17 protein-coding genes, 1 rRNA gene and 1 riboswitch are annotated in these 19,428 nt (G+C 70.3%); of the genes, 4 read left to right on the top strand and 14 right to left on the bottom strand.

Annotation, left to right across the window (positions count from 1 at the left end):
- The first annotated feature begins 288 nt into the window (after positions 1-288).
- Positions 289-1,107 (top strand): PhzF family phenazine biosynthesis protein, encoded by an 819-nt coding sequence (locus tag IF09_RS0137835; RefSeq protein WP_030303824.1) that lies wholly within the window; start codon positions 289-291, stop codon positions 1,105-1,107.
- A 10-nt stretch (positions 1,108-1,117) separates the two neighbouring features.
- Here IF09_RS0137835 and IF09_RS0137840 read toward each other — a convergent pair whose 3' ends face one another.
- Both IF09_RS0137840 and IF09_RS0137845 read right to left on the bottom strand, forming a co-directional pair.
- Positions 1,118-1,861 (bottom strand): CPBP family intramembrane glutamic endopeptidase, encoded by a 744-nt coding sequence (locus IF09_RS0137840; RefSeq protein WP_234321316.1) that lies wholly within the window; start codon positions 1,859-1,861, stop codon positions 1,118-1,120.
- Between the two features lie 142 nt (positions 1,862-2,003).
- Positions 2,004-3,539 (bottom strand): glutamate-cysteine ligase family protein, encoded by a 1,536-nt coding sequence (locus tag IF09_RS0137845; protein WP_030303828.1) that lies wholly within the window; start codon positions 3,537-3,539, stop codon positions 2,004-2,006.
- A gap of 494 nt (positions 3,540-4,033) precedes the next feature.
- Between IF09_RS0137845 and IF09_RS0137850 the strand changes: the two genes are divergently transcribed.
- Together IF09_RS0137850 and IF09_RS0137855 are read left to right on the top strand one after the other, a co-directional pair.
- Positions 4,034-4,654, top strand: a complete 621-nt coding sequence (locus IF09_RS0137850; protein ID WP_030303830.1) for a hypothetical protein — start codon at positions 4,034-4,036, stop codon at positions 4,652-4,654.
- Positions 4,655-4,933: 279 nt separating this feature from the next.
- Positions 4,934-5,140 (top strand): DUF5999 family protein, encoded by a 207-nt coding sequence (locus tag IF09_RS0137855; RefSeq protein ID WP_030303831.1) that lies wholly within the window; start codon positions 4,934-4,936, stop codon positions 5,138-5,140.
- 151 nt (positions 5,141-5,291) lie between these two features.
- Here IF09_RS0137855 and gcvP read toward each other — a convergent pair whose 3' ends face one another.
- Positions 5,292-8,177: an aminomethyl-transferring glycine dehydrogenase gene (gene gcvP, locus IF09_RS0137860; protein WP_030303833.1), complete on the bottom strand. Its 2,886-nt coding sequence runs from the start codon at positions 8,175-8,177 to the stop codon at positions 5,292-5,294.
- A gap of 198 nt (positions 8,178-8,375) precedes the next feature.
- Positions 8,376-8,474, bottom strand: a riboswitch (glycine riboswitch).
- A 113-nt stretch (positions 8,475-8,587) separates the two neighbouring features.
- Here gcvP and IF09_RS0137865 point away from each other — a divergent pair.
- Complete coding sequence (locus tag IF09_RS0137865) at positions 8,588-8,959, top strand: PRC-barrel domain-containing protein (RefSeq protein ID WP_037637096.1); 372 nt, start codon at positions 8,588-8,590, stop codon at positions 8,957-8,959.
- On the opposite strand, the gene IF09_RS0137870 is transcribed toward IF09_RS0137865, so the two are convergent.
- The 11 genes from IF09_RS0137870 to rrf form a co-directional block, all read right to left on the bottom strand.
- Positions 8,956-10,467, bottom strand: a complete 1,512-nt coding sequence (locus tag IF09_RS0137870; RefSeq protein WP_030303836.1) for a DNA polymerase IV — start codon at positions 10,465-10,467, stop codon at positions 8,956-8,958. The genes IF09_RS0137865 and IF09_RS0137870 overlap by 4 nt on opposite strands.
- 79 nt (positions 10,468-10,546) lie before the next feature.
- Positions 10,547-11,185: a MerR family transcriptional regulator gene (locus IF09_RS0137875; protein WP_030303838.1), complete on the bottom strand. Its 639-nt coding sequence runs from the start codon at positions 11,183-11,185 to the stop codon at positions 10,547-10,549.
- A gap of 179 nt (positions 11,186-11,364) precedes the next feature.
- The gene (locus IF09_RS0137880; protein ID WP_007262890.1) at positions 11,365-11,838 is read right to left on the bottom strand and encodes a bifunctional nuclease family protein; all 474 of its coding nucleotides are present in this window, start codon (positions 11,836-11,838) and stop codon (positions 11,365-11,367) included.
- A 64-nt stretch (positions 11,839-11,902) separates the two neighbouring features.
- The gene (locus tag IF09_RS0137885) at positions 11,903-12,676 is read right to left on the bottom strand and encodes a MerR family transcriptional regulator (RefSeq protein ID WP_030303842.1); all 774 of its coding nucleotides are present in this window, start codon (positions 12,674-12,676) and stop codon (positions 11,903-11,905) included.
- A 71-nt stretch (positions 12,677-12,747) separates the two neighbouring features.
- Entirely contained in the window at positions 12,748-13,689 is a 942-nt protein-coding gene (locus IF09_RS44205) for an FHA domain-containing protein (protein ID WP_199920539.1), read from the bottom strand.
- An 82-nt stretch (positions 13,690-13,771) separates the two neighbouring features.
- Positions 13,772-14,674 (bottom strand): DUF881 domain-containing protein, encoded by a 903-nt coding sequence (locus tag IF09_RS0137895; RefSeq protein ID WP_030303846.1) that lies wholly within the window; start codon positions 14,672-14,674, stop codon positions 13,772-13,774.
- A 5-nt stretch (positions 14,675-14,679) separates the two neighbouring features.
- Complete coding sequence (locus IF09_RS0137900; RefSeq protein ID WP_030158423.1) at positions 14,680-15,012, bottom strand: small basic family protein; 333 nt, start codon at positions 15,010-15,012, stop codon at positions 14,680-14,682.
- Positions 15,009-15,917 carry a DUF881 domain-containing protein gene (locus IF09_RS0137905; RefSeq protein ID WP_030303848.1) on the bottom strand — a complete coding sequence of 303 codons (909 nt, stop codon included), beginning with the start codon at positions 15,915-15,917 and terminating at the stop codon, positions 15,009-15,011. The genes IF09_RS0137900 and IF09_RS0137905 overlap by 4 nt, the downstream gene beginning before the upstream one ends.
- A gap of 112 nt (positions 15,918-16,029) precedes the next feature.
- On the bottom strand, positions 16,030-18,525 hold the full coding sequence (locus tag IF09_RS0137910) for a mannose-1-phosphate guanyltransferase (protein ID WP_030303849.1): 2,496 nt from the start codon (positions 18,523-18,525) through the stop codon (positions 16,030-16,032).
- A gap of 100 nt (positions 18,526-18,625) precedes the next feature.
- Complete coding sequence (locus tag IF09_RS0137915; protein WP_030303851.1) at positions 18,626-19,216, bottom strand: CDP-alcohol phosphatidyltransferase family protein; 591 nt, start codon at positions 19,214-19,216, stop codon at positions 18,626-18,628.
- 122 nt (positions 19,217-19,338) lie between these two features.
- Positions 19,339-19,428, bottom strand: a 5S ribosomal RNA gene (gene rrf, locus IF09_RS42255); the annotation flags it as partial.

The following is a 19,428-nucleotide window of genomic DNA, read 5'->3' on the forward strand; positions in this document are numbered from 1 at the left end:
CCCCCCCCCCGCCTCCCCCGGCCGGCACCGTGATCACGCCGTCGACGACGGGCAGGTGGTCGTCGCGGGAGTTCTGCATGACCCACGCAGGGCGGACGACCGAGGAAGATCACCGCCGCGTCGCACGGCCGGCCGCCCGGTCTGCGGTGCGGGCAGGAGGGGGAGCAAGCCGCGCTGCGGGTGACCGCACGGGGCCGGCCGGCGACGGCGTCCGCTTCGGCCGAGACGGGGCCAGTCATCGCGAATTGGCCTTTGCCGACGATCAAGAACCGGCCCTACGGTCGCTCCATGCGCCTGCGAATCGTCGATGCCTTCACCGACCGCCCCTTCCGCGGCAACCCCGCCGGGGTCCTGCTCCTCGACGGCGAGTTCCCCCCGGACGCCTGGCTCCAGCAGGTCGCCGCCGAGGTCAACCTCTCCGAGACCGCGTACGCCCGCCCGCTGCCGCCCGGCGGGGACGCCGACTGGGCCCTGCGCTGGTTCACCCCGTCCGCGGAAGTCGACATGTGCGGCCACGCCACGCTCGCCACCGCGCACGTGATCGCGACGAGCGGCCTGGCCACGGGGCTGATCCGGTTCTCCGCCCGGTGCGGCATCCTCACGGCACAGACCGCCGAGGACGGCACGATCACGATGGACTTCCCGACGTCCTCACTGACCCCCGTGGACGCGGACCCCGCCGTACGGAGCGCGCTGGGCGCCGAGATCCGGTCCGTCCACGACACGTCCGAGCACATCGGCGACCTGGTCGTCGAGCTGGCGGACGAGCGGGCCGTACGCGAGCTCATCCCCGACATCGCAGCCCTGCGCGGCTACTCCCGCCGCGGGATGATCGTCACCGCGGCCGCCGAGGACCCGTCCCGCGGGTACGACTTCGTCTCCCGCGGCTTCTTCCCGGCCTTCGGGATCGACGAGGACCCGGTCACCGGCAGCGCCCACACCGCGCTCGCCCCGTTCTGGGCCGCCCGCCTGGGCCGCACCTCGCTCGTCGGCCTCCAGGGCGGCGCGCGCACCGGGCTCGTCCGGGTCCGCCTGGCGGGCGACCGTACGCTCCTGACCGGCCACGCGGTCACGGTCGTCGACGGCGAACTCCTCGCCCGCCCCTAGGGGGTGTCGCCTACGGCGTCGGCAGCCAGCCCACCTTGCCCGCGAGCAGCGCGTATCCGCCGAAGGCCACGATGTCGAGCAGTGCATGCGCGACGACGAGCGGAGCCACCCGGCCCCAGCGCCGGTAGGCCAGGACGAAGACGACGCCCATCACCATGTTGCCCAGGAAGCCGCCGATGCCCTGGTACAGGTGGTACGAGCCGCGCAGCACCGCGCTGGCCAGCAGCGCGGCCGTCGGCGACCAGCCCAGCTGGTCGAGCCGGCGCAGCAGGTAGGCCAGCACGATGACCTCCTCCACCACGGCGTTCTGCACCGCGGAGAGGATCAGCACGGGGAACTTCCACCACACGTCCGGCAGCGCCTCCGGCACCACCGTGAGGTTGAAACCGCTCGTCCGCGCCGCCAGGTAGAAGGCCAGCCCCGCGCTGCCGATCCCGGCCGCGACCAGGGCCCCGCGCCCCAGGTCCCAGCCGGGCCGGGTGCGGTCGAAGCCCAGCACGCGCAGCCCCGGCGCGCCCTCCCGGGTCAGCAGGTGGGCGACCAGCAGCACCGGCACCAGCGCGGTGCCGATGCCGAACAGCTGCCACGCCAGGTCCAGCCAGGGCCGGCCGGGGGCGTACGAGCCGTTGAGTGTGGCGGCCTGGTCCTTGAGGCCGCCCGGCTTGGTCAGCGAGCCGATGAAGCTGATCAGCGAGGAGAAGGCGCTCGCCCCCAGCGACAGGGCCAGCACGAGCAGCGTCTCGGTGCGCAGCATCCCGCGCTCGCCCTCGGGCACCGCCTTGACCACCGGCTCCGGCTCCAACCGCACGTGCGACTCCCGTCCCGCCGTTCCGCTTCGTGCCCCCATACTGCCTCTTCGGCCGGGGAACGGGATCACAGGACCCGGAGCGGCCGGTTCAGCGCCGGACCGGCACCGGAGCGCTCACCTCCTCGTCCACCAGCCCGACCGGCCAGGTGTGTACGGGATCGCCCTTGTGCATCAGCTCGCTGTAGCGCCGTGTGATCGCGGCCAGCGCCGCGTCCCGGTCCATCCCGGATGCGAGAGCCCGGTGGTAGGTGTCCACCTGCCAGGTCGCCCCGTTGACCCGCCGCTGGCAGCGCTCCTCGATGATGCCGAGGTAGTGGTCGCGGTCGGCGGGCTCGATGCCCCAGGCGTCCAGACCGGCCGCCGCCATCGGCAGCAGCTCGTCCAGGACCAGCCGTACGGCAGAGACACTGGCCAGGCCTCCGCCCCGGCCCCGGCGCGGCCAGCGCAGCCGCGCGTCGATCCCGTACCGGCAGGCCGCGTCGAAGTTGGCCTCCGCCTCGGCGAAGGGCAGCCGGGTCCACACCGGCCGCTGCTCGTCGGCGAGCGTGCGGACGAGCCCGTAGTAGAAGGCGGCGTTCGCCACGACGTCCGCGACCGTCGGCCCGGCCGGCAGCACCCGGTTCTCCACCCGCAGGTGCGGCATCCCGTCGGCGACCCCGTAGACGGGCCGGTTCCACCGGTAGACCGTGCCGTTGTGCAGGACCAGCTCCTGCAGGCTCGGCACCCCACCCTCGCCGAGCACGCGCAGCGGCTCCTCCTCGTCGCAGATGGGCAGCAGGGCCGGGAAGTAGCGGACGTTCTCCGCGAAGAGCTCGTACGCCGACTCCACCCACCGCTCCCCGAACCAGGTCCGCGGCCGCACCCCCTGGGCCTGGAGCTCCGGCGGCCGGGTGTCGGTGGCCTGCGTGAACAGCGGCGGCCGCGACTCCCGCCACAGCTCACGCCCGAACAGGAACGGGGAATTGGCGCCGACGGCGATCTGTACGGCGGTCACCGCCTGCGCCGCGTTCCATACGTCGGCGAACCGGGCCGGCGTCACCTGCAGGTGCAGCTGTACGGAGGTGCAGGCGGCCTCCGGGACTATCGACCCGGTGCTCCACGTGAGCCGCTCGACCCCGTCGATGTCGAGCATGAAGTCCTCGCCGCGCATCATCAGGATCTGCTCGTTCAACAACGAGTAGCGGTCCACCGCCGAAAGGTTCGCGGTGACCAGGTCGGCGCGGGTGATCGTCGGCAGGATGCCGATCATCACCACCCCGGCGTCGATCTCCGCGGCCTGCCGGTGGGCATAGCCGAGACCCGCACTCAGTTCCTCGGCGAGCTGGTCGAATACCCGGCCGCCGAGCCGGTGCGGAAGGACGTTCACCTCCAGGTTGAACATTCCGAGTTCGGTCTGGAAATCCTGGCTCGCTATCCGCTCCAGAACCTGGGCATTCACCATTCTCGGCAACCCGTCGGCACCCGCCAGATTCAGCTCGATCTCCAGCCCCATCATGTTCTTGGGCCGATCGAACCTCTTCTCCGCCAGAAGCCGCTCCAGCCCCTCCAGGCACTCGTGAAGCTTCCTCCGATACCTCTGCCGATCGGACAGGTCGAATCCGCCCGCCACGACCTTCTCCCCCATCGAAGCGTCCCTCCTCGAGTGGGCCTGGCCTGTGCCACCCAGGCGCGCGTGTACGGTCGATGATGCCCCGGCGGCGTGATCGATAACGCCGAGGGGGCGTGCGTGGCGGGGAGCGCGCGCCGGTTTGGCCGAAGGGCGCTATGGCACATTCACTTGGCAAGGCTCCGTATGCAAATTCCGCATGCGCTTTGCCGGTTCCACATAATGGGCGCTTTCCAGCCGAGCCCCCGTCCGGTAACCTCCGAGGTCAGCGCGACATGTTCGCGCGCAACCGGCATGAATGCCATGTCAGCGGGACCGGTAAGCGCCTTGTCGGCAATAGGCGGGACAGCTAGCCGAAACACTGCGTGAACACATGTCGTATAAACTCCGCAAACGAGGCAGAGAGTTGGCGCGCGGCCATTGCCCCTCAGCCCCCCTCTGGCCCCAGAATGCGACAGCGCCGTCCGCACCTGCCCCGATCCACAGGTCTCCCAAGTGAGAGGCGACCCACCATGCCGCTGCATGTCCCTCCGGCTCCCGCGCCCGCCCTGCGCAGCGTCCTCGCGGCACTCGGTTCCCCCACCGCCGTCCACGAGGCGCACACTCCGGCCCTGCGCGCGCTGCAGGGTCCGATGACCGCCGAACTGCCGCTTCCGGTCCACGTCCTCGACCGGTTGAACATCTCGGAGCTGGCTGCGGGGGGCCGTCCGCCCCGCACCCGGCTGACCGCGTGGCGGTTCCTGATCCGCAGCGGCGACCGCTACGTCGCCGCCGCGGACACCCGGCTGACGCCGGACGGCTGGGCCTTCTCCCATTTCTTCGAGGGCCCCTACGTCGCGGCCACCGAACGCGCGCTGCGCCAGGCGGAATCCCTCGGCAAGAGCTATCAGCCCCGCCTGCTCTCCGTACCGGAGCTGTACATGCTGACGCTGTGGCTGCACGGCGCGGTCGGCGCCGACGCCTCCGCGGGGCTGCCGGCCGCCGCCGATCTGCTGGTTCCGCTGGCACCGGCCCCGCCCGGCATCGCGGCGTACCGGCCGCATCCGGTGTCCGAGCTGCTGCCCGTGCTGACCCACCGGCTCGCTCCGCCGAGTCCGCCGCTCCCGCCGTCACTGGCCGCGCCGGCCGCCTGAGCTGGCCCGTTCGGGGCTGGTGACCCATCCGACCCATTCGGTCTAGCCCACTCGGGTCACCTGCGAACCACCCGAAATGACAGGGGAGTTGAGCTGAACCGCCCGCACGAGTGATGCGTCATCAATCTATGAGGACAGCTGCCGGGAAATCCCTGCGGACTCAAGTCCGGAGGGGAACACTGGGACCCTGACCAAGCCAAGACGTTGATACGGGGGGCGGCCATGAACAACGCATCGAGCCGCAGCACACAGACCACATCGCAGCGAAAGAACGCATCCATGTGCCAGCACCAGCCAGCGTGCCCGTCAGCAGACTCCGCCGACCGGGAGGCCGCCAAGCCCGTGGCCAACCACCCGGAACAGGGCTGGAGCCTGCTGTGCAACGGCGTCCTGCTCTTCGAGGACACCGGTGAGCTGCTGCCGGACGGTCAGATCATCGCCCCGCACCGCCCGCTGGCGGCGGCGCAGGTGATGAAAGCGGCCTAGTCCGACGACAGCACGGAATGAACGGAACGGAACAGAACACAGAGGGGCCGGCCCGGGAATGATTCTCCCGGACCGGCCCCTTCGTCATGCCGTCATGTCATACGGATATGTCATGTCACCGGACGGACACGGTGTCGTAGTGCCGTACGGCTCAGTTGTCGTACTCGTCCAGCGGCGGGCAGGAGCACACCAGGTTGCGGTCGCCGAAGGCACCGTCGATGCGCCGTACCGGCGGCCAGTACTTCTCCGCCGCCGTGACCCCGCCCGGGAAGACGGCCTCGTCACGGCTGTACGGGTGGTTCCACTCGCCGCCCAGCGCCGCCGCCGTGTGCGGGGAGTTGGCCAGCGGGTTGTCGTCCACCGGCCACTCGCCGCCCGCGACCCGCTCGATCTCGGCGCGGATGGCGATCATCGCGTCGCAGAAGCGGTCGATCTCGGCGAGGTCCTCGGACTCCGTCGGCTCGATCATCAGCGTGCCGGCCACCGGGAAGGACATGGTCGGCGCGTGGAAGCCGTAGTCGATCAGACGCTTGGCGATGTCGTCCACGCTGACGCCCGTCGCCTTCGACAGCGGGCGCAGGTCGATGATGCACTCGTGCGCGACCAGGTTGCCCGGGCCGGTGTAGAGCACCGGGTAGTGCGGCTCCAGGCGCTTGGCGATGTAGTTGGCGCCGAGCACCGCCACCTGGGTGGCGCGCTTGAGGCCCTCGCCGCCCATGAGGCGCACGTACGACCACGAGATCGGCAGGATGCCGGCCGAGCCCCACGGCGCCGCCGAGATCGGGCCGACGCCCGTCTCCGGGCCCGCGGTCGGCTGGAGCGGGTGGTTCGGCAGGTACGGGGCCAGGTGCGCCCGGACACCGACCGGGCCGACGCCCGGACCGCCGCCGCCGTGCGGGATGCAGAAGGTCTTGTGCAGGTTCAGGTGCGAGACGTCGCCGCCGAAGTGACCCGGCTTGGCCAGGCCCACCAGGGCGTTGAGGTTGGCGCCGTCCACGTAGACCTGGCCGCCGGCGTCGTGCACCTGGGCGCAAATGTCGGCGACGTGCTCCTCGAACACACCGTGCGTCGAGGGGTACGTGATCATCAGCACCGCCAGCTCGTCGCGGTACTGCTCGATCTTGGCGCGCAGGTCGTCCGCGTCCACCTCGCCGTCGTCGGCGGTCTTGACGACGACGACCTTCATTCCGGCCATCACGGCGCTGGCGGCGTTGGTGCCGTGCGCAGAGGACGGGATGAGGCAGACGGTGCGCTGCTCGTCGCCGTTCGCCCGGTGGTAGGCCCGGACGGCCAGCAGGCCGGCGAGCTCACCCTGGGAGCCGGCGTTCGGCTGGATGGAGACCTTGTCGTAGCCGGTGACCTCGCAGAGACGTTCCTCCAGCTCGGAGATGAGCGTGAGGTACCCCTCGGCCTGCTCGACCGGGGCGAACGGGTGCACCTGGCCGAATTCCGGCCAGGTGACCGACTCCATCTCGGTGGTCGCGTTGAGCTTCATGGTGCAGGAGCCCAGCGGGATCATGCCCCGGTCCAGTGCGTAGTCCTTGTCCGCCAGCTTGCGCAGGTAGCGCAGCATCGCGGTCTCGCTGCGGTGCTGGTGGAAGACCGGGTGCGCCAGGTAGTCGTCCGAGCGCAGCAGGCCCTCGGGCAGGGCGTCGGCGGTGGTCTCGTCGAGGGCCTCGATGTCGGCGCTCACGCCGAAGGCGGCCCAGACGGCCTCGACGCCGGCCCGCAGGGTCGTCTCGTCGCAGGAGAGGGAGACGTGGTCGGCGTCGACCTGGAACAGGTTGACGCCGCCCTCACGGGCCGCGGCGACGACCTCGGCGGCCTTGCCGGGCACCCGGGCGGTCAGGGTGTCGAAGTACGAGCCGTGCACGAGCTCGACCCCGCCGGCCGTCAGACCGGCCGCGATGAGGGCCGCGTAGCGGTGCGTACGGCGGGCGATCGTCCGCAGGCCGTCCGGGCCGTGGTAGACGGCGTACATGCCGGCCATGACGGCGAGCAGCACCTGCGCGGTGCAGATGTTGCTGGTGGCCTTCTCCCGGCGGATGTGCTGCTCACGGGTCTGCAGCGCCAGGCGGTAGGCCTTGTTGCCGTCCGCGTCCACGGAGACGCCCACGAGGCGGCCCGGCAGCGAGCGGGCGTGCTTGTCCTGGACGGCCATGTAGCCGGCGTGCGGGCCGCCGAAGCCCATCGGGACGCCGAAGCGCTGGGTGGTGCCGACGGCGATGTCCGCGCCGAGCGCGCCCGGCGAGGTCAGCAGGGTCAGGGCGAGCAGGTCGGCGGCGACGGCGACGATCGCTCCGAGCCCGTGCGCCTGGTCGATGACCGGCTTGATGTCCCGTACGGCACCGGAGGCGCCCGGGTACTGGAGGAGCACGCCGTAGACGCCGCGCTCGGCGACCTCGGCCGGGATGCCCTCGGACAGGTCGGCGACGACGACCTCGATGCCGATCGGCTCGGCGCGGGTCTCGATCACGGCGATGGTCTGCGGCAGCGCGTCGGCGTCGACGAGGAAGACGTTCCCCTTGGACTTGCCCACGCGGCGGGCCAGCGTCATGGCCTCGGCGGCCGCGGTGCCCTCGTCGAGCAGGGACGCGCCGGAGGTCGGCAGGCCGGTGAGGTCGGCGACGACGGTCTGGAAGTTGAGGAGCGCCTCGAGGCGGCCCTGGGAGATCTCGGGCTGATAGGGCGTGTACGCCGTGTACCAGGCCGGGTTCTCCATGACGTTGCGCAGGATCACCGGCGGCGTGAAGGTCCCGTAGTAGCCGAGGCCGATCATCGGCGTCAGGACCTGGTTGCGGTCGGCGAGCGAACGCAGCTCGGCCAGCACCTCGGCCTCGGTCAGCGCCTCGGGCAGGTCCAGCGCCTCGGCGCTCTTGATCACATCCGGTACCGCGGCGGCGGTCAGTTCGTCCAGCGAGCCGTAGCCCACGTGGGCGAGCATCTTCGCCTGCGCCTCGGCATCCGGGCCGATGTGGCGCTGCTCGAAGGGGATGCCTCGCTCCAGCTGGGAGAGCGGAATGCGGTTGGCGGTCATGTACGGAGGCCTCCTGGGTCGTACGACCTGCGAGGGGCACCACGGCGCGGGCACCCGGACGGCCTCCCCCTCTGTCATCTCAACCTGAGAGCTTCGCCGGAGTCGCGGGGATGGCCCGCGGATTCCGGCTTTCACCGTCGGTGAGGAGAGGAACCGGCGCTGCGCACCCGGTACCTGCCCCTGCTTTCCAGAGTGGCCTCGTCACGTGCGGTACGTATGCCTGAGAGATTCCGGGGAGGATTTGCTCCTTCGGCGCCTCCGTCATGCTCACTCGGAGGACTCTCCCGCACAGGGTCAACAGCCGTCACCCAGCCTACCAGCGAGGTTCCGGGACCTCCCTCGAGTGGCCCCCACTCCGGAAATGCACTTTTGTAGTCGTTACGGAGGAGTTGCGACCATATGGAGGGACCGTGCAGACCGACATCGATCCGCGCAGCCTGATCGGCCGCAAGGCGTTCGACCGCAACGGAACCAAGATCGGCACCGTCGACGAGGTCTACCTCGACGATGCCACAGGCGTGCCCGAGTGGGCCGCCGTACGGACGGGCCTGTTCAGCCGGGACGCGTTCGTCCCGCTGGAACCGAGCGAGGTGGTCGACGACACCCTGCGGGTCCCCTTCGAGCGCTCCCTCATCAAGGACGCCCCGGACTTCGGCGTCGGCCGCCACCTCTCCCCCGAACAGGAGCTGCAGCTCTACCACCACTACGGACTGGACGTCTCCCTCCCGTCGGACATCCAGCGCGACTTCGGCCGCCTGGCGAACGGCGACGACACCCCCTAGCCCTCCTCCGGTACGGCTTCCCCCACCGCCGGGTCACCCACGAGGGGCAGCGGATCGGACGGCTCCAGCTCGGGGTCGTCCACCCGGAAGGTGCGCACCCGGCCCGGTGGCGATCCGGGCCGCTCGAACCGCACGGTCACCCTCCCGACCCCGCTGCCCTGCACCCACCCGGGCCCGTACACGGCGTGCCGTACGTCGCTCCCGGCCGACCAGCGGCGTTCCCGGGCAGGCTCGGCCCCCCCGGCCGGCCCCGTACCCTCAGGGGCCTCTGCGGGCCCACCAGGCGCTGTGGGCCCCGTCGGCGCTGCCGGGCCACCGGACCCGTCTGCCCCTCCCGTCCCTCCGGCCTCCGCAGCCCCGTCCTGCTCGGCTGCCGGGCTCCCCTCCGCGCCGCCCGAGGCAGCCTCCGCAGCGGCCTCGGCAGCCGCCTCCGCGGCCATGGACTGCGCGAACAGGTCCTCCTGGGTGTAGTCCGCCAGCCCGGTCACGCCAACGCCCAGCAGCCGCACCCCGCCCGTGGTGTCCACCGCCTCCAGGAGCCGCGCCGCGGCCTCCCGCACCACCGCGGGGTCGTCGGTGGGCCCCCGTAGCGTCTCGGAGCGCGTCAGGGTCGAGAAGTCGTACCGCCGCACCTTCAGCACGATCGTGCGCCCGGAGTGCCCCGAGTCCCGCAGCCGGTGCACGCACCGGTCGGCGAGCCTCTGCACCTCGTTCCGGATCCGCACCCGGTCGTGCAGGTCCACGTCGAAGGTGTCCTCGACCGACACGGACTTCGCGTCGCGCTCGGCGACCACCGCCCGGTCGTCCAGCCCCAGCGCCATCCGGTACAGCCCGACCCCGTGCGCACGCCCGACCATCCGGACCAGCTCGTCCTCACCGGCCTCCGCCAGCTCCCCCACGGTGGTGATCCCGGCCCGCCGCAGGTGTTCGCCGGTCGCCGGCCCCACCCCCGGCAGGGTCCGTACCGACATCGGCGCGAGCAGGGCTCGCTCCGTCCCCGGCTCGATCAGCAGCAGCCCGTCCGGCTTGGCCTCCTCCGAGGCCACCTTCGCCAGCATCTTCGACCCCGCCAGCCCCACCGAGGCACTGAGCCCGGTCGCCGCCAGGATGTCCCCCCGCAGCCGCTGACCCGTCTCCAGGGCGGATTCCGCGTCGAAGGCGGTTCCGCCCGCCTCCAGGTCCACGAAGGCCTCGTCGAGGCTGAGCGGTTCCACGAGCGGCGACAGCTGCCGCAGCAGCGCCATGACGACGTCGCTGACCGCCCGGTACAGGCTGAAGCGCGGGATCAGGTAGGCGCCGTTGGGGCAGAGCCGCCGCGCCTGGGCCATCGGCATCGCCGAGTGCACCCCGAAGCGGCGGGCCTCGTAGGAGGCGGTGGCGACCACCCCGCGCGGCCCGAGCCCGCCGACGATCACGGCCTTGCCGCGCAGGCTCGGCTTCGATGCCTGCTCCACGGATGCGTAGAAGGCGTCCATGTCCAGATGCAGGATGGTCGGCGCGGCTCTCACAGCCCCGATGCTGCCCTACGCCACTGACAACCGGTCCGGGCCGGGCCCGGCGCCTGCGCGGCCGGGCCCGGGACCGCTCTCAACCGGCCCGGTTGCGCCGTGCGGCCAGCTCGTCCGTCGGATTGTGGCCGACCACCGTCTCGCCGGTGTCGACCCGCTCGCCGTGCAGTTGCGACAGCGCGTTCTCGACGTCGCGCCAGACCACGCCGACGGCGATGCCGAAGATGCCCTGCCCGCCCTGGAGCAGGCTCACCACCTGGTCCGGCGAGGTGCACTCGTACACGGTGGCGCCGTCGCTCATCAGCGTCATGCGCTCGAGGTCCGCGAAACCGCGGTCCCGCAGGTGCTGGACGGCGGTCCGGATGTTCTGCAGCGCCACACCGGTGTCCAGGAAGCGCTTGACGATCTTGAGGACGACGACGTCCCGGAAGCTGTACAGGCGCTGCGTGCCCGAACCGTACGCGGGGCGCACCGTGGGCTCCACCAGCCCGGTCCGCGCCCAGTAGTCGAGCTGCCGGTACGTGATGCCCGCCGCGGCGCACGCCGTCGGACCCCGGTAGCCGACCTGTTCGGGTGCCGGGTCCGCGCCGGCCGCCGCGACCGTCGCCGCCTCCGGCTGACGGCGCGCGGAACCTGCCGCGCTGCCGTGGAGCGGGTACGGCCCACCGTCACTCCGCACGGGGATGCCCCCGGTCGTACCGTCGCCCGTGACTCTCACGCCGACCCTCCGTCCTTGACCTGCCCCCTCGAAGGTAGGCAGTCACCAGGGGTGCGTCAACGATCGCCACACTCGGCACGCCGAGTGATAATCACCCTGAGAGTGGTTTCCCGTGCCCCGTATCGGGGAAAGGCTAATCGAATGGGCTGTCACTCCCCGTGGTCGGCGCGGCCGACGGATCACTGCGGCCCGGTGCCGAAGTCCTCCGGAGAGATCTGGTCGAGGAACTCGCGGAACTTCTCCACCTCGTCCTCCTGCTCGTCCGGAATGGCGATTCCGGCGTCGTCCAGCACACCGTCGCTGCCGTAGATCGGCGTCCCCGTACGCAGGGCCAGCGCTATGGCGTCGGAGGGCCGCGCGCTCACCTCGACCCCGCTGGCGAAGACGAGCTCCGCGTAGAAGACGCCCTCCCGCAGATCCGTGATCCGGACCTCGGTGAGCTCCTCACCGACCGCCTCCAGCACGTCCTTGAACAGGTCGTGCGTCAGCGGCCGGGCAGGGGCCATGCCCTGCTGCGCGAAGGCAATGGCGGTCGCCTCCCCTGGTCCGATCCAGATGGGGAGGTACCGGTCGCCTCCCACTTCACGCAGGAGCACGATCGGTTGGTTCGAGGGCATTTCCACCCGGACACCCACAACGTCGAGCTCGTTCACACAGCAACCCTAGGACCTGCCCGGCAGGTTTGGGTAGTCGGGCCCCCCTCGAAGATCCCCGGGGTCAGTGCAGACGGACCCCGAGAGCCGTCTGCACCAAGGCCTCATGGAGCCTGACGGAGAGCCCCGCGAGCTCTTTCATGGTGGCCTCGGCATGCGCCCTGGTCTGCGGGTTGCGGTGCCGTCGCAGGGGTGCAACGACCTGCTCCACCAGCCCCGCCTCCCGGTCGGCGGCGGCCTTCATCGCCCGCAGGTGCCGGGGCTCCAGGCCGAACCGGCCCAGATCCGCCACCAGGCGGGCCACCGTGACCGCCTCGGCGTCGAATCCGCCGCCCGGAGCCTCGCCGATCAGCCCGTACGACTCCCATTCGGCGAGCTGCGCCTCGTCCGCCTCGGCCGCGGCCATCAGCTCGGCACGGCCCACCCGGGCCGCGGTGGGCCGCTCCCGGCCGACCTCGCCGTAGACGGCGGAAGGGCTGGCCGGATCGACGGAATCCCCGTGCGCGGTGGGCGACGGGATGCGGATCTGCTCGCCGCGGGCGAGCGCGTCCAGCTGTTCGCGGATGACCTTCAACGGCAGGTAGTGGTCCCGCTGCAGCCGCAGGATGCGGGCCAGCCGCTCGACGTCCTCCGTGCTGAACTTGCGGTATCCGGAAGGTGTGCGCCTGGGCTCGACGAGCCCCTCCGCCTCCAGGAAACGAATCTTCGAGATCGTGACTTCGGGGAACTCGTCGCGCAGCATGGTGAGCACCGTGCCGATGCTCACCAGCCGCCCGGCCGAGCCGACGGTGCCGGCGGTGCCGCTCTTCGGGGCACCGCCGGTCGAGGTACGCAGCATGGGACCTTCCCTCTGGGGATCCCCGGGCCGAGTCCGGGGTGGGGGTCCCCCCAGGCGGAGCCCAGGGGGCGTCAGACGCCCCGCAGGCTCGCGTAGAAGACCAGCCGGTACTTGCCGATCTGCACCTCGTCGCCGTTGTGCAGGGCGACCGAGTCGATCGGCTCACGGTTGACGTACGTGCCGTTGAGGCTGCCCACGTCGGCGACGGTGAAGCCGCCCTCCTGGCTCCTGCGGAACTCGACATGCCGCCGGGAGACCGTGACGTCGTCCAGGAAGATGTCGCTCTGCGGGTGCCGGCCCGCCGTGGTCAGCTCACCGTCCAGCAGGAAGCGGCTGCCGGAGTTGGGGCCGCGCCGCACGATCAGCAGGGCGGAACCCGGAGGCAGAGCTTCCACCGCGGCCTGGGCCTCGGGGGACAGCGAGGACGACACGTGCTGTTGTCCCGACACCTCGGCCTCGTAGGCCTCGAGGCCCGAGATCGAGATGGTGGACGTGGTCTCCGAGGCACGCTCCGGCGTCAGACCCGCCCGCAGCGGCGCGCCGCAGTTGGAGCAGAACCGGCTGGCCGCATCGCTACGGTGTCCGCACCTGCTGCAAACCTGCTCGGCCGACATGGACGGCTCCTCGCGCCGCGGCTGCCCCGCGGAGGCATTGGTGGCATACGGGTCGGGGGCAAACCCTCCACCCGAACTTGAGGTTGATGGTTCACCGAAACCTATGCGTCCGGAACCCGCAGGGTCAACAGACGACGCGCCCGGCGCGCCCGAAACATCACCGGCGCCGGCGACCTCGTCACGGAAGAGCGGCCGGTCGCCCTGCCCTTCCACCTCCCCCTGCCCCGCGCGGTGCTTCGCTGCACCGTCCTCGCGGTTCTTCTTTCCGAACAACTTCTCAAACAACTTCACGGGCGATTCCCCTTGAACGAAACAGACCCGCCCGTGGGGCAGGACGAACTCCGAATGCACACACCTGCCGACCCGGACATTCTCACAACGTCCGTAACCACCAGACAGTTTCCACCACGCACCACGACTTCAGTGCGCCGACCCCCCGCAGGCATCAGCCCGCGTGAGCCCGTCCGCTCCCCGTCCCGCATCACGACGATGACGACCGAGCGTAGTCAGGCTGCTTCGCAGCCCGCAAGGCATCCACAACGATCTTCGCCGACCGTGTGACGGCGACGGTGGCCTGTTCCTTCTCCAGCGTCTGCACGACACCGCCGGGAATGTTCAGAGCAGGCTCCAGATCCTGTGCCTTGCCGATCACCTTGAACTCATAAGGCTGTGTGATCTTCTTACCGTCGATCCCGATCCCGCCGCCCTCGTCCGAGAAGAACGAGCCCGCCACCATGCGCACCCCGTTGACCTGGATCGCCTCGGCCCCGGCCGCCCGCAGCTCCTGGAGGGTGTCCAGCAGCTGGTCCGACTGCACCTGGCCCTTGGGGTCGGTGATCTTCAGCGTGATGCCCGGACCCTGCGCTGCCACCGTACCGGCCAGGATCCCGAGTTGGCGTTCCTTCTCGATCGTCTGCCGCCGGGCCTCCTCGGCCTGGTTGGAACTGCTCTCCAACTCCTTGCGCTGGTCCTCCAGCTGCTGCTTCTCGTCCTCCAGGCGCTTGGTCCGCCCGTCGAGCTCGTCGAGGATCCGTACGAGGTCCTCCTGACGGGCCCCGCGCAGCGCGCTGGAGTCGCTGTTCGACCGCACCTGGATGGCCAGGCCCAGCCCGAGGACGAACAGCAGCAGCGCGACGATCAGTTGGGCCCGGCTCACCCGCGGCGGCCACAGCCCCTCCGCCAGCCGCTGCCGACCGGTCTGCGCGGGCGCGACGGCCTTGGCGGCGGCCGGTGCCGCGTCTGCGGCGCTTTCGGCGGATTCGGCGGATTCAGCGGGAGCCGGCTGGGCGGGCTCCGCCTCCCGCGGCACGTCCTGCTCCTGCCGGTCCTGCGGCGGCAGCTCCGAGCCCATCGGCTCCTCGGGCTGACTGTCGTTCGTACTCATCGGCCTCACGCCCGGAACACGTGCCGGCGGATGGCCGCGGCGTTGGAGAAGATGCGGATGCCCAGGACCACGACCACACCGGTCGACAGCTGCGAGCCGACGCCCAGCTTGTCACCGAGGAAGACGATCAGCGCCGCCACGACGACGTTCGACAGGAACGACACCACGAAGACCTTGTCCACGAAAATGCCGTCCAGCATCGCGCGCAGGCCCCCGAACACCGCGTCCAGCGCCGCCACCACGGCGATCGGCAGATAAGGCTCGACGACGGCCGGCACTTCGGGGCGGACCAGAAGTCCGACCACCACTCCGGCCACCAGGCCCAGTACCGCGATCACGATGCACCCTTCTTCGGCTCTTCTGCTGTAGCTGTACGTACGGTCAGGCTCGACGCGGCCGGCAGCCGCAGCTCGTCCGCGGGAGACAGGGTGTAGCGGATCCCGTAGTTCTCCTGCAGCGCGTGCAGGTACTGGCCGTCCGCGGAGTCCTGGAACGCGGTACCGAGCCGCTTCCTGTCCCCCACCGCCAGCACCTCGTACGGCGGTACCAGCGGCCTGTTGTCGACCAGTATCGCGTCACCCGCGGCCCTGATCGCCGACAACGCCGTCAGCCGCTGCCCGTTGATCGAGATGGCCTCCGCCCCCGACTGCCAGAGCCCGTTGACGATCTTCTGCATGTCCCGGTCACGGAGCCGGCCGGTGTCCGAGAAGCCGGCGTTCTCGCGCGGCTTGCCACCGCCGCCCGACGAGGAGCCCTTGGCGTCGTCCACGACCAGCTTGATTCCTGGACCGCGGACCTCCGTCGCACCGGCCATCAGCGCCACGAGCTGCCCCTGGTCGCCACCGTGCTGCTTGAGCGCCTCGCGCTGGCGGCTCGCGACGTTCGCCCGCAGCCGCTCGATGTCCCGCTCCAGGCCGTCCGCGTGCTCATCGGCCCGCTGTACCCGGTCGATCAGCTCCTGCCGCTCCTTGGCCAGAACCGGCGCGGCTATCCGCGCCTGGGCGGCGCCCAGCGTGACGACCATGGCCGCGAGCACGAGCCCGGCGGCGAGCGCCAGCTTGGCCTTGAGGGTCCGGGGCAGGCCCGCCGTACCCTCCGCCTCACGCCGGGCCGACGCTTCCGCGTAGCCCTCGTCGAGACTGTGGTCCATCACGTGCGTCAGCAGCGACATGGATGCGTCCGGGCGCGCGGGAGGCGCCGGCGCCGAACTCCGGTGGTGGGGCGGCTGCGACATGCCGCTCATCGTCGCATGTCGGCGCCACCCCCACCGAATGCGCCCGTCCGGTGGACAGGGAGCAACGCGCTCCGCACCCGGTCCACCGGACTGCGCTGGTCCACGACGTGTACGGCTGTCCTCAGTTCCCGCCGCCGTCCACCACGCCCGCCCACTCGTCCAGCAGCGCCTGCGCGGACGCGTCGTCGGGGCCTTCGGCCCACAGGTGCGTGACCGCCTCCGCCGGGTCAGGCAGCACCAGGGCCCACCGCCCGTCGGCCTCGACCACCCGCACACCGTCGGTGGTGTCCACCTGCCGGTCCCCGGCCGCCTCCACGACCCGCCGCATCACGAGCCCCTTCACCGCCCACGGGGTCGGTACGTCCCGCTTGAGTACATGGGCTCGCGGTATCCGCGCATCGATCTGGCTCAGGGTGAGCTGGGTCCGCGCCACCAGACCGATCAGCTGGACGAACGCCGCCGACCCGTCGAAGACGCTGCTGAACTCCGGCACGATGTATCCGCCCCGGCCGTCCCCGCCGAAGATCGTGTTCTCGGCGCGGCCCACCCGCGTCAGGTCGTCGGGCGAGGTCGTCGTCCACTCCACCTGCGTCCCGTGGTACGCCGCCACCTGCTCGGCGATACGGGTCGTGGTCACCGGCAGCGCCACCTTGCCGCTGCGCTTCTCCGCGGCCACCAGGTCCAGCAGCACCAGCAGCGCCCGGTCGTCCTCGATGATCCGCCCGCGCTCGTCCACCAGGGAGATCCGCTCCCCCACCGGGTCGAACCGCACACCGAACGCGGCCCTCGCCGAAGCCACGATCTCCCCGAGCCGCACCAGCCCGGCCCGCCGGGACTCCGCGGTCTCCGTCGGCCTGGTCTCGTCGAGCCCCGGATTGATCGTCAGTGCGTCCACACCGAGCCTGCCCAGCAGGCTCGGCAGGACCAGCCCGGCACTGCCGTTGGAGGCGTCGACGACCACCTTGAGCCCGGAATCGGCGATCCCGGTCGTGTCCACCCGGCGCAGCAGCGAGCCCGTATAGGCGTCGAAGACGCTGCCCGGGAACTGGAGGTCACCGATCTCGCCCGGGAACGCCCTCCGGTACTCCTGCCGCGCGTACACCCGGTCCAGCTTGCGCTGCTGCTGGAGCGAGAGGTCCGCTCCCCGCTCGTCCAGGAACACGATGTCGACCGAGTCGGGCACCCCGGGAGAGGTCCGCAGCACGATCCCGCCCGCGCTGCCGCGCGCGGTCTGCTGCCGCGCCACGGGCAGCGGCACGTTCTCCAGGTCGCGCACGTTGATCGCGCTGGCCTGCAGCGCCGAGATCACGGCCCGCTTGAGCGCTCTCGCGCCACGGGAGTGGTCTCGGGCGGTGGTGACCGTCGCCCCCTTCTTCAGGGTCGTCGCGTACGCGCCGGCGAGCCGGACCACCAGCTCGGGCGTGATCTCCACGTTCAGGATCCCGGAGACGCCGCGGGTGCCGAAGAGATGCGCCTGGCCGCGGGACTCCCAGATCACCGACGTGTTGACGAAGGCACCGGCCTCGATCGTCTTGAAGGGGTAGACCCGCACGTTCCCCTGAATGATCGATTCCTCACCGACCAGACACTCGTCACCGATGACGGCCCCGTCCTCGATCCGGGCCGCCCGCATGATGTCGGTGTTCTTGCCGATGACACAGCCGCGCAGATTGCTGTGCTGCCCGATGTAGACGTTGTCGTGGATGACGGCCCTGTGCAGGAAGGCGCCGCTCTTCACGACGACGTTGGACCCGACGACGGTGTGCTCGCGGATCTCCACGCCGGCCTCGACCTTGGCGTAGTCACCGATGTACAGCGGCCCGCGGAGCACGGCGTCGGGGCTCACCTCGGCGCCTTCGGCGATCCACACGCCGGGCGAGATCTCGAAGCCGTCCATCTCGACCTGGACCTTGCCCTCGAGCACGTCGGCCTGCGCCTTGACGTAGCTCTCGTGCGTGCCGACGTCCTCCCAGTAGCCCTCGGCCACATAGCCGTAGATCGGCCGGCCTTCCTTCATCAGCTGCGGGAAGACATCGCCGGACCAGTCGACAGGAACATCCGGGTCCACGTAATTGAAGACCTCGGGCTCCATGACGTAGATACCGGTGTTGACGGTGTCCGAGAACACCTGCCCCCATGTCGGCTTTTCGAGGAAGCGCTCGACCTTTCCTTCCTCGTCCACGATGGTGATGCCGAATTCCAGCGGGTTCGGCACCCGGGTCAGGCACACCGTGACGAGTGCGCCCTTCTGTTTGTGGAAGCGGATGAGGTCGGTGAGGTCGAAGTCGGTGAGTGCATCGCCGGAAATGACGAGGAAAGCGTCGTCCTTCAAGGCCTCCTCGGCGTTCTTCACGCTGCCGGCAGTGCCGAGTGGCTTCTCCTCGTTGGCATAGGTGAGCTCCATTCCGAGCTCCTCGCCGTCACCGAAGTAGTTCTTGACGAGTGACGCCAAGAACTGGACGGTCACAACGGTCTCACTGAGCCCATGCCGCTTGAGCAGCCTGAGCACGTGCTCCATGATCGGCCGGTTGGCCACCGGCAGGAGCGGCTTGGGCATACTCGAGGTCATGGGGCGAAGGCGAGTGCCTTCGCCACCGGCCATCACGACGGCCTTCATGTCGGAAGAGTCCTCCTTGAGAGACGACGTTCTCGCCGACCTCACCCGTCCCGGACGGTGACTTCGCAACTCTTCCGCGTCAGCCGGGCGCCGAGCGAGCTCAATCGGCCGCGGCGTCCGCCTTCACGAGCCGGCGGACTTGCACCACGTAAAGGATTCCTGCCCACCAGTAGAGGGTTGTACCCCATCCGGCGAACGCCCATCCGAAAACTGCCCCCATCCAGGCCAACCAACCCGTACCGTCACTGAGCAACAGCAGGGGGAAGGCGTACATCAGGTTGAAGGTCGCGGCCTTGCCGAGGAAGTTGACCTGCGGCGGCGGATAGCCGTGACGGCGCAGGATCCAGACCATCACCAGCAGCATCAGCTCACGGGCGATCAGCGCCCCGGTGAGCCACAGCGGCAGAATGTCTCGATAGGTCAGGCCGAAGAGCGTGGAGAGGATGTACAGCCGGTCCGCAGCCGGATCCAGCAGCCTGCCCAGGCTGCTGATCTGATTCCAGCGCCTCGCCAGCTTCCCGTCGAGGTAGTCGCTGACCCCGCTGAGCATGAGGACGGCGAGTGCCCAGCCGTCGTGCTTCTCCAGGATCAGCCAGAGGAACAGGGGCACGCCGACGAGACGAGCCATGCTCAGGATGTTCGGAATGGTGAAAATTCGGTCCGTCTGAACCCGAGTCTCCTGGACCTCCACCCGGGGGCCTCCACTGTTGAACGTACGAACGATGCCTCCTGACCCTACAGGAAGCCGCACCGGCCCTGAACGCAGAAAAGCCCTGTACCGGATACCCGGTACAGGGCTTTTCTACAATGATTGTTCGGCGGCGTCCTACTCTCCCACAGGGTCCCCCCTGCAGTACCATCGGCGCTGAAAGGCTTAGCTTCCGGGTTCGGAATGTAACCGGG

This window comes from Streptomyces katrae, assembly GCF_000717655.1.
Classification (GTDB): Bacteria; Actinomycetota; Actinomycetes; order Streptomycetales; family Streptomycetaceae; genus Streptomyces; species Streptomyces katrae_B.

Excerpts from the sequence above, each read along its gene's own strand:
- IF09_RS0137835 (WP_030303824.1), top strand. The coding sequence starts at position 289 with ATGCGCCTGCGAATCGTCGATGCCTTCACCGACCGCCCCTTCCGCGGC.
- IF09_RS0137840 (WP_234321316.1), bottom strand. The coding sequence starts at position 1,861 with ATGCTGCGCACCGAGACGCTGCTCGTGCTGGCCCTGTCGCTGGGGGCG.
- IF09_RS0137845 (WP_030303828.1), bottom strand. The coding sequence starts at position 3,539 with ATGGGGGAGAAGGTCGTGGCGGGCGGATTCGACCTGTCCGATCGGCAG.
- IF09_RS0137850 (WP_030303830.1), top strand. The coding sequence starts at position 4,034 with ATGCCGCTGCATGTCCCTCCGGCTCCCGCGCCCGCCCTGCGCAGCGTC.
- IF09_RS0137855 (WP_030303831.1), top strand. The coding sequence starts at position 4,934 with ATGTGCCAGCACCAGCCAGCGTGCCCGTCAGCAGACTCCGCCGACCGG.
- gcvP (WP_030303833.1), bottom strand. The coding sequence starts at position 8,177 with ATGACCGCCAACCGCATTCCGCTCTCCCAGCTGGAGCGAGGCATCCCC.
- IF09_RS0137885 (WP_030303842.1), bottom strand. The coding sequence starts at position 12,676 with ATGCTGCGTACCTCGACCGGCGGTGCCCCGAAGAGCGGCACCGCCGGC.
- IF09_RS0137895 (WP_030303846.1), bottom strand. The coding sequence starts at position 14,674 with ATGAGTACGAACGACAGTCAGCCCGAGGAGCCGATGGGCTCGGAGCTG.
- IF09_RS0137905 (WP_030303848.1), bottom strand. The coding sequence starts at position 15,917 with ATGAGCGGCATGTCGCAGCCGCCCCACCACCGGAGTTCGGCGCCGGCG.
- IF09_RS0137910 (WP_030303849.1), bottom strand. The coding sequence starts at position 18,525 with ATGAAGGCCGTCGTGATGGCCGGTGGCGAAGGCACTCGCCTTCGCCCC.